12 protein-coding genes are annotated in these 15,666 nt (G+C 60.6%); 5 read left to right on the top strand and 7 right to left on the bottom strand.

Annotated features, from left to right (window positions below):
• Nucleotides 1-24 precede the first annotated feature (24 nt).
• Nucleotides 25-1,434 (bottom strand): hypothetical protein, encoded by a 1,410-nt coding sequence (locus tag KI787_06700; GenBank protein MBV6629634.1) that lies wholly within the window; start codon nt 1,432-1,434, stop codon nt 25-27.
• 149 nt (nt 1,435-1,583) lie between these two features.
• On the opposite strand from KI787_06700, the gene KI787_06695 reads away from it, so the two are divergent.
• A complete protein-coding gene (locus KI787_06695; GenBank protein ID MBV6629633.1) occupies nt 1,584-2,264 on the top strand; it encodes a TetR/AcrR family transcriptional regulator in 681 nt (226 codons plus the stop codon).
• Nucleotides 2,265-2,283: 19 nt separating this feature from the next.
• On the opposite strand, the gene KI787_06690 is transcribed toward KI787_06695, so the two are convergent.
• Nucleotides 2,284-2,961, bottom strand: coding sequence for a TetR/AcrR family transcriptional regulator (locus KI787_06690; protein ID MBV6629632.1), 678 nt, complete (start codon nt 2,959-2,961; stop codon nt 2,284-2,286).
• Nucleotides 2,962-3,080: 119 nt separating this feature from the next.
• Here KI787_06690 and KI787_06685 point away from each other — a divergent pair, with 119 nt between their 5' ends.
• The 4 genes from KI787_06685 to KI787_06670 all read left to right on the top strand — a co-directional run bounded on the left by KI787_06685 (nt 3,081) and on the right by KI787_06670 (nt 10,820).
• Nucleotides 3,081-5,138: a hypothetical protein gene (locus KI787_06685; protein MBV6629631.1), complete on the top strand. Its 2,058-nt coding sequence runs from the start codon at nt 3,081-3,083 to the stop codon at nt 5,136-5,138.
• 211 nt (nt 5,139-5,349) lie between these two features.
• Nucleotides 5,350-7,680, top strand: a complete 2,331-nt coding sequence (locus tag KI787_06680) for a GH92 family glycosyl hydrolase (GenBank protein MBV6629630.1) — start codon at nt 5,350-5,352, stop codon at nt 7,678-7,680.
• Between the two features lie 43 nt (nt 7,681-7,723).
• On the top strand, nt 7,724-8,374 hold the full coding sequence (locus KI787_06675; protein MBV6629629.1) for a TetR family transcriptional regulator: 651 nt from the start codon (nt 7,724-7,726) through the stop codon (nt 8,372-8,374).
• A 124-nt stretch (nt 8,375-8,498) separates the two neighbouring features.
• Nucleotides 8,499-10,820: a glycoside hydrolase family 31 protein gene (locus KI787_06670; GenBank protein MBV6629628.1), complete on the top strand. Its 2,322-nt coding sequence runs from the start codon at nt 8,499-8,501 to the stop codon at nt 10,818-10,820.
• A gap of 63 nt (nt 10,821-10,883) precedes the next feature.
• On the opposite strand, the gene KI787_06665 is transcribed toward KI787_06670, so the two are convergent.
• The 5 genes from KI787_06665 to KI787_06645 all read right to left on the bottom strand — a co-directional run bounded on the left by KI787_06665 (nt 10,884) and on the right by KI787_06645 (nt 15,608).
• Nucleotides 10,884-11,426, bottom strand: a complete 543-nt coding sequence (locus tag KI787_06665; protein ID MBV6629627.1) for an FAD-dependent oxidoreductase — start codon at nt 11,424-11,426, stop codon at nt 10,884-10,886.
• A 465-nt stretch (nt 11,427-11,891) separates the two neighbouring features.
• Nucleotides 11,892-13,841, bottom strand: coding sequence for an oligoendopeptidase F (gene pepF / locus KI787_06660; protein MBV6629626.1), 1,950 nt, complete (start codon nt 13,839-13,841; stop codon nt 11,892-11,894).
• Nucleotides 13,842-14,096: 255 nt separating this feature from the next.
• On the bottom strand, nt 14,097-14,495 hold the full coding sequence (locus tag KI787_06655; GenBank protein MBV6629625.1) for a type II toxin-antitoxin system VapC family toxin: 399 nt from the start codon (nt 14,493-14,495) through the stop codon (nt 14,097-14,099).
• Nucleotides 14,488-14,694, bottom strand: a complete 207-nt coding sequence (locus KI787_06650) for an AbrB/MazE/SpoVT family DNA-binding domain-containing protein (GenBank protein MBV6629624.1) — start codon at nt 14,692-14,694, stop codon at nt 14,488-14,490. Before KI787_06650 ends, KI787_06655 begins: the two co-directional genes overlap by 8 nt.
• A gap of 290 nt (nt 14,695-14,984) precedes the next feature.
• Nucleotides 14,985-15,608 carry a TetR/AcrR family transcriptional regulator gene (locus tag KI787_06645; GenBank protein ID MBV6629623.1) on the bottom strand — a complete coding sequence of 208 codons (624 nt, stop codon included), beginning with the start codon at nt 15,606-15,608 and terminating at the stop codon, nt 14,985-14,987.
• Nucleotides 15,609-15,666 lie beyond the last annotated feature (58 nt).

Genomic DNA, 15,666 nt, shown 5'->3' with positions numbered 1-15,666 from the left:
TCGGATGAACAAAGCCCGGGGGCGTTACAGAAAGAGGTTCAGGTCTACGCAGTCGGCCATGGCGGCATAGCCGGCTGGACTGGGATGGAGGTTGTCGCCGCTGTTGTATTCGGGCGCCAAGTAACCTGGGCGTTGGGGGTCTTCCAGGCAGGTATCGAAATCGACGATGCCGTCGCTCAGGTCTTGCTCGCGAATCCAGGCGTTCACGGCATTCCTGCTAGCGCGCGCCTGCGCCGTTCCGTGCAGCACGCTGATGCCCAGCGGCAAGTCCCCGATAATGGGCAAGCCCTCGATGACCGTTCCCTCAGCGGGGGGGATGGTGCCCAACACAATCTTCAGGCCGGCATCCTGCGTGCGCCGAATGAGCTCTTGCAGCCCGGCAATCAGGTCTTCAGCACTGGGCATGCCGCCAGCTTTGGGGTTGCCAAAGTCATTGGTGCCAATCATGGCCAGCACATGGCTGGCGCCAGTCACGCCAAAAACGTCGTAGTCGAGCCGGTCCAACAAGCTGCGCCCAAACTGGGGTAGCCAAGCATCGCTTAAGAGTTCATTGCCGCCGATACCGGCATTGGCCACCGTCAGCGGCAGACCTGCTGCATCAATACGCCGTTGTAAATGGTTGGGATAGCGCTGGTCGGTGCCAGTCATGGGGTTGACCCCACCGTCCAGCAAGACCGTCGTCGAGGCGGAGCCATCGGTGATCGAGTCGCCCACCGCAACAATGGTGCGGACATTCTGGGGCGCGAGTACTTCCAGCGCTTCTATCAGCACAAAATTACTGGCGTAGCTATCGGGCACCTGGATATAGGCGGCCCCACTGGGGTCGGCCGCATGGTCACCCGGCAGGCTCATGTATAAAAACTCGGCCGCATTCAGGTGCCGGGTGAATTGCGGGGTGAGCGTGGGCGCGAAAAAGCTGATACCTACGCGCTCAAAGGCCTGCAAAGGATAGTGAATAGCATCTGACACCACCATGGCCCCGGCCGGAATGGTCACCCGCGTCTGGCCCGCAAAAAGCAGCAGGCACTCGCTGCCAGGAACCATCGCCGCGCCGCCGCGCTGAGCCTCTTTGGCGATATGCACCTGATCCAACGTGACCGGCAGATTGGAATAGCGATTCGATAATCTCAGGCGTAGTTGTTGACCGCTACGATGAGGCGCCAGAGACTGCCGCACCGACAATCCGCTTATGGGGTGTGTGATCAGTGCGTCGGTGGGGGCCGTGCGCCAGCTGGTCACCCAATGCACCTCGGCCTTTGACGGATCCAGCCCCTCACATTGCTCGGCACTTGAGAACTGCGCCTCATCTTGCTGAACAACATTGGCCTGCTCACCCTCACCACAAGCGCTGAGTGCTGCCAATAAGCCAGCCAGCACGGCGGCTCGTAGAAGCGGTGAGCAGCCACTCGGGGATGGAGTCAGGAATGTAGGCACAATGATCTCCTCGGTGCGCCATTCATGGATTGGGGCCGAAACACAACGCCACCTGCGCTGCTATGCAGCCAAGCCAAGTGACACGACCCGGTGTCTATTGTTATGTTTGACACGACAACGTGTCAAATGATTTGCTGCATGGAGCATTGATGAGAACGCCAGCCGCCCCTGCGACCACCACGCCATCCGTCCGCCGTAAATACGCGGGCAAAGATGCCAAAACCCGGCAAGCAGAGCGGCGACGCAAGCTGGTACAGGCCGGAATGACTCTTTTCGGGCGTGACGGCTTTGCAAACACCAGCATCGACGCCCTCTGCGCACAAGCCGGGCTGACCAAGCGCTACTTTTATGAGTCCTTTGCCAGCAGCGAAGACCTACTCACTGAAACCTACCGCGTCGCCACGCAGGATTTGATGGATGCCCTAATGAAGGCCGCCTCGCCCCACTTATCTGATTCGCGCGCCTTGGTGCATTCCGGAGTCGCAGAGGTCTTTCGCTTTGTTCGCAGCCAGCCGCACAAGGCCCGGTTGATCATGATTGAAGCCACCTCGGTTCGCAGCCAGCTCGGCCGTGTGTATGGCAAAAGCTACGGCGCCTTCGTGGAATTGCTGGTGAACTTCACCAAGCCCTTTTTAGGCAAGGACGCACCCAGCGACACCGTCCTGGCGGTGATGGCACGCGGAGCCGTCGGTGCCATCATTCACCTCTGTCAGGCTTGGCTCGTCAACGATTGCCAGCAACCTATGGAAGAGCTGGTCGAGGGTGTGCAAAGAATTTTCGGTGGTATGGGTCGAGAGCTGGGCGTATCAGGCTGGGTGGATGCGCCCTGAGCCGGCGAGCCAATCTGACTCAGGGCGCGGCTGAAGCCAAAACCTCGCGAATCTGCTTCCGGGTGAGTACGGCCGTCAGACCAAGCGCCTCGTGTAGGTACAAGGCCATGACATAAGCCGCCTCCACCACATAGGCCTCCATGATTTCGCCGTGCTGGTAATAGGAATGGCGAAAACAGGAGGCGCCCAGCTCTACCGCTATGGTGGGCACATCGGGTGGAGCCTTGGGGAAACGTGCCCCAAAATTTCGCATGATGCGGCCGGCCAATTCTCCCAAGTGCAGGATGTTCTGCTCCTGAATGCGGTAACTGTGATCGGTGACCGCTCCGCCCAGGATCAACAAACGCGCCACCGGCTGGCTGTTGTGAAAAGCCGCCGCCGCTGCCACCAACTGCACACCTATGTTCACCACATTCTGCCCGGCCAGCTCTTGCAGCCTACCGGCCAGATGCGCTTCCAGGGCCCCGATATGCCGGCGGGTGACTTCGTTCAACAGCGCATAAGGCGTGGGAAAGAAGAAGTAAATACTGCGTCGTGACAGACCCAACTCCTGCGCCAGCGCCGGTATGGAAAAGCCGCTCAGGCCTTTGTCGGCCAGCAGCCGCTCGGCCCCTTGCAGAATCTCGGCGAAGCGCTTGCGCGATCGGGCCTGCGTGGGGTGCCGGGCAACCGCAGAATCGTCCAGAGGTGTTGTCATGGTCCAGAGCTTAGGTCTTGACAGAAAAATGAACAAGAGTTCATTATTCCGCGAACTGAACATTTGTACAGTCTGAACACCAGCGTGTGCCGCAAGCTCGCGCGGGGAGGAGACAATTCATGATTCGTACGCACTGGTCCGGCCTGACGCGGCCGGTTTTCGCCTGCGCCTTGGGCGCTGTCTTGGTGGCCTGCAATGGGGGGCGCGATGCGACCTCGGTGGCGCCGGTGGCCAGCCGCGATGGCGAAAGCCCCCACCCCCTGCTGCTGAGCGAAGCCCGTGGCGGGAACCTCTGGGCGAATTTCTGCGCCGATCAGCCGGACAGCGCCACGCTACCCCGCGATCCGCGCGAGCTCATCGTTCCCGGCGTGAATGCCGGCAAGGCAGTGGTCTTCAACGCCTACTGGCGCGGATGCGACAACGGCGTGGAGCGGCCCACCACCTGCGGCGAATGGCGTGAGCAAATTGCACTGGGGCGCTTCATTGGCATGGGCCAGGGCGAAATTGGGACGCCGGTCACCTTCGCCGGCGGTCAGGATCAGCCACAGGGGTTACCCGCCGAGGCCTACAACCGCCTGTGGGAGATCTGGGGCCTGGAGGCACGCCCCGACAACTTCGATGAACTCGTCGCTGAGCGCCACGGCACGCCCATGACTCCCTGGCGGAATCCCTATCCCTTGCCGGGTGAGGACCCCAACGCCACCGATGGCGGCTCCGGGCAATTGCCCTTGGGCTACACGCAAATTCGCAGCCCGGATGGACGCTGGACCGGCGAAATTGGGCGCAAGTTCTGCGTGTTCTGTCACAGCGGCGAATTGGGAACCCCCGCAGACGGCCCCGGCATGGGCGTGCAATTGGGCGGAGCCGGCTCCATCGGTGACTTTACGGTGGCCGCATCTGACTTCCGCCGCGCCCAGGGGCTGGCCGGACTGGCGACCTCAGACGGTGCCGCCGGAGCGATTAACGTGTCGACCAACCGGGGCACCGGCGCCATCGACTTTTTGCAACTTTTCTACATTGTGTTCAGCGGGGGCGACCCCAATCTGCTGCTCAACGAGAAAATCGTTTTCAGTCAGGCCATTGGCAACATCAAAAGCCCGCCGTGGTGGAACCTGGCCTACAGGCCGCAAAAATTTCATGGCGCCATCTTTCCCACCGACGCGGTGCGCATCGATCTGGCCGCCTACTACGACTTGCAGAAGGGGCTGACCGGCGGCGAGGAAGAAGTGCTGGAATGGATTGATGCCCACGCCCAACCTTTCCATGCCTGGGCCGAAAGCCCGCCCTCGCCGCGCTATCCGCTGCCTATTGACGACAACCTCGCCCGCCAGGGCGCAATCCTCTTCCATGCCAAAGATTTGTGGGCGGAGAACCTGAACAACCCGGTGCCACGGCCGGAAGGTGGCAATGGCTCCTGTGCGAGCTGTCATGGGGTGTACTCACCCCATTACGCGCATAACCCGGATTTTCTCGACACCCCGGAACTGCTGGGCTACGCCGCCAACGCCCAGCCCATGTCGATCATCGGCACGGATCCCAAGTACGCCGAAGGCTGGCAAGACGTGCGTAACCCGGACGGCAGCCTGGACTCTTCACTCACCGGCCATGCTCTGGCCTACTGCGGCGTGGGTGCAGCCGGCGAAACGCCGGACAACACCCCCATCATGCTGGCACCGCCGCTCTGGGGGATCTGGGCTTCCGCCCCCTACTTCCACAACGGCATGGTGCCCAACATCTGGGGCGTTCTCGACCCCGACAACGAGCGCCCCACCTATTGGAAGCGCGTCTCCAAGCCAGCTCGACCCGATCAGCAGGGGCGCGTCGTCATGGGCTTTGACACCGATCTGCACCGCGCCTACGACCAGGACAAGCTGGGCTGGAAATACGAAGAGCTGGAATGTGGCGACCCCGGCACCCAACCCCTGTTGAACTGCAACCCGGTCAACCCCGGCGAATCCTCCACCATCCAGCGCCTGCTCTCGGTGCTGTATGACGAAGTGGGGCTGAGCTGGAATGTCCCCCGCCTGGATCAGCTCAGCATGACCAATGAGGACGTGGAGAACCGGAAGGTCTACAACACCACCCTGTACAGCCAGGGCAATCAGGGCCATGCCTTTACCAGCGTGCTCAGCGATGCCGAGCGGCGGGCTCTTATTGAGTATTTGAAGACCCTTTAAAACACCACTTATCGACAACGGGCCGATGCCCCAGCTTGCCCTTCTTGAAATTACGACCCCCACCGCTGCTCCCGCGGCAGTGCTCGACCACTGGATTTTTGCAATTCGAGAAGTAGAGCTTAAAGTCTTCGACTCAATGTATGCGTAGGTCATTCACAGATGTAGCCAGCCCTCGATCGGAGCGCTAAGCTTGGCCGTGAAGGAGACACCGATGACCAGGGATTTGCGACTTTGGCTACTGGGCCTGCTTGCCGGGCTGCAGGCCTGCCAGGGCGGTCAGCCCGCAGGCGAAGCAGTGCCTGCGCGAGATCTTAGGGCGCCTGCCCTCGAGGCAAGCCCGACCGAGCCTCGCAATTTGGTGGGCTATGTCGACCCCCGCATTGGCAGTCTGCCGCCGGGCTTCACCAACCCCGGCGCCAGCGTGCCCCATGGCTTGGTCAGTGTCGGCCCCGATACCGAAGGGCCGCTGAATTACGGCGGCTACTACTTCGTCAACGCCCTGCTCACCGGGCTGTCACATATTCATATGTCAGCCGGCGTATTTCAGGGGGGCCAGGTTCCGGTATTGCCCATTCGCGGCAACCCCCAAACCCAGGATCTCAGCGACTTAGGCTACCCCTCGCCCCTACCGCTCTACGCCTCGCCCTTTGAGAACGCCACAGAAGTAGCCGAGCCCGGCTATTACCGGGTGCGGCTGCTGCGTTATGGCGTGGTGGCCGAGGTGACGGCCAGCCCCCGGGTGGCCTTGCACCGCTACATCTGGGACTATGTAGGCCAGCCTCCAGGCCTGGTGCTGGAACCCAGCCGCGACCTCAAGGGTCATCACCCATCCAGCCTGATCCTTAGGCCCGATGGGGCCCTCACCGGCTGGGTGCAGACGCCAAGCCCGGAGCACCGGGTGTACTTTGCTTTGCGGGCGCAAACCCCGTTTACACTGGAAGATGCGGATGGCAATACCTTGCCGGAAGGGGAGCGCCTGGAGGGCGACAAACTGCTGGTGGTATTACGCCCGCAAGTCACCGAAAGCTGGCAGATCAAAGTGGGTTTGTCTTATGTGGACGAAGATGGAGCGCTGCGCAACATCGACCTGGAAATGTCGGACTGGGATTTCGACGCCCAACGCCAGCGCGCCACGCAGCAGTGGAATATCGAGCTCAACCGCATTCAGGTGGACGGCGGACGGACAGACAGGCTGCGCAGTTTCTACACGGCGCTTTACCGGACCTTAAAGTTCCCCAACCTACTCAGCGATGCCGATGGCCGCTACCGCATTGAGGATACAGTGCGCCAGGACCGCGAGCGGCCGCGCTATACCCAGTTCTCGTTGTGGGATACCTATCGCGGCCATGGCGCCTTGCTGGCGGAAATCATCCCCGACCGGTTTACTGACATGCTGTTGTCGCTGGTGGAATACGCCGAGATCGCGGGGGAACTGCCACGCTGGCAGTTGGCCAACCGAAATCCGGGCTATATGTCCGGCGACCCCGCCATCTTCTTCATCGGCGAAGGCTGGTGCCGTGGGCTACTGGCATCGGAGGACGCTGAGCGGGCCTGGCGGGCGATGCAGGCCACCATCGAGGCCCGCCCGCCGGAGGTGAGCCAAGGCTATTGGCCCGTGCCACAGCCGGGCAGTCCAATCGACTTGGTGGAGGGTGGCTCGCGCAACGCCGGCACCACGCTGGAATTCGGCCTGGCGGATTTTGCCTTGGCCGCCATGGCGGCCACCCGCGAGGACAGAGTCGCCCGCGATACGCTGCTGGAAGACGCGCTGCGCTACCGCCACTTGCAGGACCCCGACAGTGGCTGGATCCGGCCGCGGGATGACCAAGGCGACTGGATCACTCCCTTTTTGCCGGAGTCCGGCTACGGTTTTCAGGAGGGCACGTCCTGGCAGTATTCCTGGCTGACCATGCACGATTACGCTGGCTTGGTCGCCGGCATGGGCGGCCCGGCGGCGGTCGACCAGCGGCTGGATCAGTTTTTCGGCTTTCCGCTGAACTTGGTGCCGTTGCTATGGCCGACGATCCAGAACCAGATCACCTTCTTCGGTGTGTTTTACTTCGGCAACCAGTTCGCGCCCGGCAATGAGCACGACCTGCAAGCGCCCTATGTCTACAACTACATTCGCCAGCCCTGGAAAACCCAGGTGGCAGCGCGCGCCGCCGCCGGCATCTATACCGACACACCCGCGGGGCTGCCGGGCAATGACGACCTGGGTGCGCTGTCCGGCTGGCTGGTATGGACCATGCTGGGGCTGTACCCCATCAACCCCGGCCTGCCCTACTTCACGCTGGGTGCTCCCGAGTTCGCCAGCGCGACAGTGGTGCGCCCCGGCGGCACCCTGCGGATCGAGCGCGGGGACGATGGTTATGTCAATGCCGCCAGCTTGAACAACCGAGCCCTGGACGCCCCCGCCCTAGTGCTTCCACGCGGTCCCAGCAGGCTGCAGCTAGACACCGCGCCGCTACCTGCATCCCAGTTCACCCAACCACCGGCGTCGATCAGTACTGACCCTCTAGAGAGATTCGGCTGCACGGTGTAAACGTTTGTTTACACCCTCGTAGACAGGCGTTTACACTAATCCCATGAACACCGCTAAGCATGGCTTCGACGAGGAGATTTCCGGCCGCGATCGGCTCATCAACGCCGCATTGGAACTGGCCGCAATCAAGCGCAGTTTTGCCGATATCGGCGTACGCGAACTCACTCGCGCAGCCGATCTCAGCCCCGGAGCCTTCTACCGCCATTTCGCAGATATGGACAGCCTCGGACAAGAGGTCATTCACTCAGTCGACAGGGTGCTGCGAGTAGCGCTGACGGAGGCCTGGGATGAGCTTGAGGACATCAGTCAGGTCAGCCGTCTGTCACTGCGGGCTTATTTCCGGCTGGTTCGGCGGCATGAAAACGCTTTCGTAGTTTGCGCTCGTGAGCGCTACGGGGCTTCGACTACATTGCGTCGAGCCATGCAGAAGCTGCAGCAGGGGCTGGCGCGTGATCTGGCACGGTCATTGGCGCATACGCCGGTTTTTGCGCGACTGCCACTGGCCAACTTGGAAGCAGCGGCGCTGGATGTCGTCGAGCAGGTCAACATTCGCATGCTGGACTATGTTGTGGCTGACCCAGGCGGCAGGCGGGATGTTCGCCAGAGTACAGAGCGTTTCGTGCGCTGCCACTTTGCAGGTTTGTTGGTCACCGCCACGGCGACGAAGGCAGACCCAAGCCGGAAAGCCGCATGATGCTCGGCTACAACCAACCCCTTCAAGATTCGCTGCGATGCAGCGACACGATGGTCACCGACCAACTGGACAGCGTTATCGATGCCGACCTCCAAGTCTGCCGCCAACCTCACCTGACCATTTCATGAAATTTCGTGTCACCTCGCTGTTCCGCCGTGCGCTTCCACTGTTTGCTCTGGCGATCATCACCGGCTGCAATGCGCAGGGTGGGCGCCTGAGCATTGATGACACCAACACACCGACCCAGTCGAGGAACTCGACGAAGGTAGAGATCGGAGAGGATCTGATCACCTTGCGTAGCAGCGCCGGGCGCTTATTGATCCGCCGCGCCCCCTTGGGCTTTGTGGTGCAGACAGCAGCGGGCGACACGGTACTTCAAAGCACCCAACAGTCGGCACTGCCCTTTACCCTGCGCGCCGCCTTACCCCGGGCTCCCGGCGGCATTGACAACCCTGACCTGCCGCCACTCTATGCGCCGATCACCTTTCTCGTTGGCACTGCTACGCAACTCCAATTTCCTATCAGTTTTTGGACCGGGAACATGCTGGCAGCTGCCGAGATGGGTGTGGAGTATCGCTTAGAGGATGTCATGTCCGTCGAAACGATCGACAACGGCGTTCGCCTCATGGTCAGCAGCAGCGACCCCTCCGGTCGCAGTGCTGCCGTCACGGTAACCGGCCATACTGCGGGCACCTTCAGAGTGTCGGTGCGACTGGCGCCCGCAGGTCATGAAGTGGTGCTCACTAGTGCCTCTTTCGCCTCCACCCCGGAGGAACGTTTCCACGGGTTTGGCGGGCGCCGAAATGCACTCGATCAGCGCGGCCAGGACTTCATCAATTGGGCCGAAGGCTTCTCGCAAACCCCCGAGCAAGCCGCCGGCCCCGCACTACCGCCACTGTTCGAACCCAATTTTCAGTTTCCGACAGGCCCGCAGGGTGCCTACTATGTTCAGTCGCAGTTCATCTCCTCCAATAACTACGGCTTATGGCTAGAACAAGCGTCCTTCTCGCATTGGCGCATGGCCAGCGACAGACCTGATGCCTGGATGGTCGAAGTCGCAGGCGGAGCCATAGATCTGGTCGTCGCGCCTGGAGAGGCCCCCAAAGCCATTTCCAGCATCACCGAGCTGACCGGCCGGCATCGTCTGCCACCACGCTGGGCTCTGGGGCCCATGCTTTCGGAAACCATTCAGATCAACTCCGAAACGCCGCAAAGTTACTTGGCAAAGATTAACGAATCGCTGGACAAGATTGAGCAGCTGAATCTTCCAATCACCGCCTTCTCCATTGAAGGGTGGATTGGCCTTCAGGAGCGCAACGAACTACAGAACACCATCGCTCGCCTCAAGGCCCGCAATATTCGCCCGCTGGGTTATTTCAAGGGCTTTGTCGACAATGCCGATGCTGAATACGAAGATCATCAGGCCTTTGAAGAAGCGGTTCATAACGGCTTTGTCGCGATGAACCTGTTCGGCAGCCCCTTCATCATCGGGTCCACACTCAATGCACAAAACCAGGCAGCGGTAATTGACTTCACCAACCCCGCCGCCGTGGACTGGTGGCAGAGCCGAATTCGCGAAGCATTAGATCTGGGCTTCGAGGGTTGGATGCAGGATTTCGGCGAACAAATCTTTGTGGACATGGTGTTCGCTGACGGGCGGACCGGCATCGAGATGCACAACGCCAGCGCCGTGCTCTATCACAAGGCCACTCGCGACCTTCTGGACCAATATGTCGCTCTGAACCCCGAGCGGGAGCCGTGGTTCTTTGTGCGCTTCGGCTCGTCGGGTTCCGCTCGGCACGAGAGTGCCACATGGACCGGCGATAACACCGCAGACTGGAGTCGCGCCTCCGGCCTCGGTGCGGTCGCACCAGACATGCTGAATCGATCCATTGGCGGGGCTTATGGGGTGGTCAGCGAGATCGGTGGCTATATCGACACTTTGGGGCGGATTAGCAAGGAGCTGCTGATCCGATGGAGTCATCACGCCTCCTTGACCCCGGTCCATCGCCTGCATGGTGGGCCAGTCAACGGCACCCACATGCCGTGGCGCTACGACGATGAGGCAGTAAGCGAATACCTGCGTAGCGTACAGCGACATGTTGCTGCCCAGCCGCTGATTATGGAGTTATGGGCCGAGGGGGTTGCGACAGGCATGCCCATCATGCGGCCGCTGTGGCTTATGTTCCCGGATGATCCCGAAGCCGTCATTCAAGAGCAGCAGTGGATGCTTGGACCGAATGTCCTTGTGGCGCCGGTCTACGAGCCCGGGGTCATAGAACATCGAGTCTACTTCCCCGACGGCTGCTGGCGTCATCCAGAAACTGACACAGTCCATCAAGGCCCTGGCTACAAGGACGTCGCAGCGCCCCTTGGCTTCCTGCCCTACTACTTCCGCTGCGGGACTCGGCCATTTACGGTGCCGGCGGAGCTGCGCAGCGAATGAGATCGCCTGTCATCGTCGCTTTGGCAGGTTTGCGAAGGCCATAGCGCGGGCATGGCAACGCTCTCACGTCAGGGAGCGAGCCAGCGCAAAGCGCGTGTCTGCCGCAGTATGGCTCACGAGCAAACCAGAAACGTACTCGCCGAGTGCTGGGCCGTGCTTGAAGCCATGCCCCGAGCCACCGCCGAGCAGCAAGACATTACGCGCCTCAGGATGCTGGTCAATGAGAAAGTTGTTGTCTGGAGTCACGCTGTACTGGCACACGCGTGACTCCAGAAGCGGGGCAGCCGCTAAAGCCGGGAAGCGGCGACCAAGGTGCTGGCGAAGACGATCAATGGTGGACGCCCGGATCTGGCGTTCATCATGACTTGGGTCGAAGGCAGGGCCGTGCACATCTTCCGCGATTTTGAAGCCGCGATATTCGTTGCCAGGGATACCGTAGACCACGTCTTCACCGAATTCCGCCCACGGTGGTAAATGCCCATGGTCGTAGCCATGGTTGCCACTGGGTGTACCGAAATAGGCCACCTCTTGTCGGGTGACCTTCAGCCAGCGACCAAGCAACTCCGGAAACAGGGTAGGCAGCCAAGGGCCACCAGCAAAGACCAGGTGATCGGCACAGCGCCACTCTCACCCCTCATTCTCCAAACGTTTTCCGCGCTGAATCAGAGCATCCTGCCTTGCAAAATCTTGCCGTGTTCCTTCGCGGGGCCGACGACCGCATTCGATACCTGCGCTTGGGCGTCAGAATGGCAGCGCGCCGGCTCGCTTAATCACGACCCCTCCGTCGATTAAGACTGCCAAGGCGAGCACTACACCTTGGCCGGCGGCGCACCGTATCAACTGCGACCCACAATCACCCCTCTCGAATACTCCGCCCTGAGGGACTGCTCGAAGGAGCAGCCCCTAATTCAGGTCATGAGAGCCGCTTAGGGAAGCACTGAATTAATCGCTGCGCTCGCAATCTGACCCACCGGCGGTGCTCGAAAGCCTCACATATGCCTTATATGCTGCGTTTTCTGTGCTCCGGCGGCGGGCCACCTTGCTTCGCTCGCGGATCTATTCAGCGCTTCCTTAGCCCTTCGTTTCCACCTTAGCCAGAGTCTCTTCGAAGGCATCCATCAGCTCATTCATGCGCCGAATCAGCGCCAGATAGGGCTCCGGGCTGGCCATATCAAGGCCGGCTTGTTGAAAGAGCTCGTAGGGGTAATCCGAACCACCCGCCTGCAGGAAGCGCAGGTAGGTTTCACGCGCCGTGGTGTCTTCGCCGCTGGTGGTGATCTCTTCCACGAAATATGCCGCTGCCGCAATGGAGGTGGAGTACTGGAAGACGTAATAGTTAAAATAGAAATGCGGCACGAACATCCATTCATGGGTGTAAAGGTCCGGCACTTCCATCACGCCTTTGTCGTGGCCATGGTAGCGGCGCACGATATCGGCATAGATGTCGGTAATGCGCTGCCCCGACAGGGCCTCACCCCGCTCCACCGCACTGTAGATTGCCCCCTCGAACTCGCTAAACATGGTCTGGCGGAAGAAGGTGGTGCGAATGGCCTCCAGGGCATAGCCCAAATAGAACAACCGCTCTTCGTCTGTTCGCGCATTCTGCAGGGCGTAGTCCTGTACCAACAGTTCGTTGGCAATAGCTGCAGCTTCGGTGGTGAAGATGGAGAAATCTGACAGATGCCAGGGCTGGAATTCGTTGGAGAGTACCTGGTGAATCCCATGTCCCCATTCATGGGCGTAAGTGGATACGGAATTGAAGTCATCCTGATGGTTGAGCAGGATGTAGGGGTGCACGTCATAAGCACTCCCGGCCATGTAAGCACCAGAGCGCTTGCCCTGCTGCGGGTACACATGCATCCAGCGCTGGTCGGTGGCGGCCTTGAGGCGGGCCTGATAATCCGGCCCCAGGGGCGCCATGGCATCGTAGGTCAGGCTGATGGTGTCTTCGATGCTGTATTCCCGCACCGGCTCCACCAAGTCCACATAGATGTCGTGGTAATTCAGGTCATCCAGCCCCAACACACGGCCCTTGAGTTCCAGGTAGCGATGCAGGGTGTCCAGGTTGTCGTTGGTGACCTGGACCAGGGTTTGATACACCGCCGGCGGCAGGGCATCCGAGAAAAGATTGCGTGCCAGGCTGCTCTCATGGTTACGCTGGCGGGTCGAAAAGACCTGGCTTTGAATATGGGCGCTGAGTGATTGCCCGACCGAGCTCTTGTACTTCTCCCAAGTGCCCCAGTAGGCCTCAAACACCTTTTGCCGCTGAGAGCGGCTTTGCGAGGCGCGATTACGGCCATAGCCCTGAGAGTTAATCAGGGCCTCCTCGCCCGACTCCAAAGTGATGGTGGGGAAGGGAATATCGGAGTTCGCCAGGGTCCCGTAAATGTTGAACGGTGCTGCCTGCAATAAACCGGCTTCGGCGAGTACCGCTTCCACCTCGGCGGAGCGCACATGCGGCGCTTCCCGCAGGGTGTTATCGAAGGTATGCTGGAAGCTGGCCAGCTCCGGCTCGGCGGCCACAAAGTCCGCAATGGTGTCTTCACCCAAGGCGATTAATTCCGGGGCAAACCAGGAAAAGGCTGCAGAAGCCTGGGTGTACATCTGCTGCGCAAGCTGCCGGCGCTCCTGGCCTTTGGCCACCCGCACATCCTCATCGGCATCCAAGCTGGCGTAGGTATACACCCGGCTAGCCTCTTTGGTGAGCTCGGTAATAGCCTGCGTGGCCTGCAGCAAGGCTTGCGGCCCCGCGCTCAGGCTGCCTTCGAGTTTGGCCACCGCCTCGGCTTGCTCCAGCACCGCAGCGCGGGCCCGGTCCCAGGTCTCGAGGTCGGGATACAGCTCAGTCAGATCCCAGGTCCAACGGGGATCTACGCTGACCTCCTTGGCATCAGCCGCAGGGACTTCGTCCGTGGCGGGCTCGACGCTTGCCTGGGGCTCCTCGCGCTCCGAGCAACCCAGGGCCAAGGCCAGAGTCATGGGCGCCAACCAGGCCCAGGAGATAGGTGTGATCTTCTTCATCTGTGTCCTCATCAGTATTTGTCCCTGCGCGAGTGAGCGAGCAGCTGCCGTTATAGAGTAACAGCGACACGCAGAGGACGAATTCGCTCGATCCATGGATGCTACCTACGACACGACCTAGTGCCGCACCCTGAGTCCGCAGCATATCCGTGAAGTGCCGTCATAAAAAGTGTGCTGCCCCTTGCGCCAGTAGCGGCACCACACCCGGCTGATCACGTCAGAGCACAGCGGTTTTTACGGGTCTCCCGAAGGCCGTCACTCCCCCTTCACCTTCATAGCGGGCCTGTAGCGCACGCCTTCAATGTCCTTGAAGTCACTGTCTTGCGTCCAAAGCACCGCTTGGTACCGCCTTGCCGTGGCCAAAATCATGCTGTCAGCCATAGGCATTCGGTGTGTCATGGATAAGGTGGCTGCGTCCAGACTCAATGTGAGGTCGAGCTCCACCACCTCGCCTTGCTGCATGAGGGCAACAGCCCTCAGAGCATCACTTTCGTCACGCTGCAGATGCACCCGTTTATAGACCTCGTAGATGCTCACCACGGGAACCACGAGTTGCTCGGTGGCTTCTATAGCGGGCGCAAAGTAGTCCGCGTTTGGCCCGTCGGCGAGGTATTCGAGCCAGGCCGAAGAATCGACCACATGCCTGTCAGGCACGATCCTGCTCACGCGGTACGTTTGTTTGGATGCCCTTCAGGAAGCCCCGAGCGGATTGGGGCGCCTCCAAAGGCAGCAACTCGATTCGGTTGCCTATCTGTACCGCCTGAAATTTCTGCCCAGGACGCAGATTCATCCGCTCCCGGATCGCTCTTGGAATGACCAACTGATATTTCGACGACAAGGTTGTCGCTTCCATCTGTGATGTCCGCTTATTCGATACCACTACCGTATTACGCAGTACCCATCGATGCAACCATCGCCCCTGGCGGCAGCCGCCGCAGCATATAGGGCTATATCTGAGCATGGCGCCCAATGGCGCTGCGAAAGATGACGAGCGCAGCGACCTTGGCACCGAGGTCCAGAGGCGCTGAAGAAATCCGCGAGCGAAGCAAGGTGACCTGCCGCCGGAGCACAGCCACCGCAGCATATCGGCCATATGTGAGGATGGCGCGCACCGCCGGCAGGTCAGATTGCGAGCGCAGCGATTTATTCAGCGCCTCGGCACGGAGCCAGGCCCTGCATGAGCAAGCCCTGATGCGCCCGAAACTCCTGTTCCCAGTCGCCAAAACCCTCCACGCGCGAGAACTTGCGCGCCATTAGCAGGGAACTGAAGCCATGGCAGACCGACCAGACATGGGCGGCCAGTTGGCGAGGATTACCGGGGCGAATCTGCTCCATGCGCTGAAGCACTTCAATGGCCTGCAGCAGTACCGAGAAGGCCGAGGCACCGGCTTGGTCCAGTTCAGGATGCTGAGTGTGATCGGGGACCAACCCGCCAAACATCAGCCGGTAATACTCCGGCTGCTCTTGCGAGAAGCGCACATAGGCCACGCCCATATCCACAAAACTGGCCATGGTCATCAGATGAATCCCCTGCGGCACGGCGGCACGCAGCTGCTCTTCAAACAGACCAAAGCCACGCGCCGCCAGCACCGCCAACATGGCCTCTTTGCTGGGGAAATGGCGATAAGGCGCAGTGGCCGAGAGTTTGGCCCCGCGCGCCACAGCCCGCAGGCTCACCGCTTCCCCGCCACCATCACGGAGTAAGGCGAAGGCCTGCTCCAGGCAGCGCTCGCGGGTGGAATCTGGGTCTGTGTCAACGCTAGTCATGGCGCCATCCTAGCAAATTTGCATGCATCGCTTACGTATTTGTTTACAGTGCTTACAC

Origin of the sequence: Oceanococcus sp. HetDA_MAG_MS8, from assembly GCA_019192445.1 — a bacterium.
Classification (GTDB): domain Bacteria; phylum Pseudomonadota; class Gammaproteobacteria; order Nevskiales; family Oceanococcaceae; genus MS8.
Note: the sequence above shows the minus strand (reverse complement) of the source record. Positions and strands in the feature narration are given on the sequence as shown.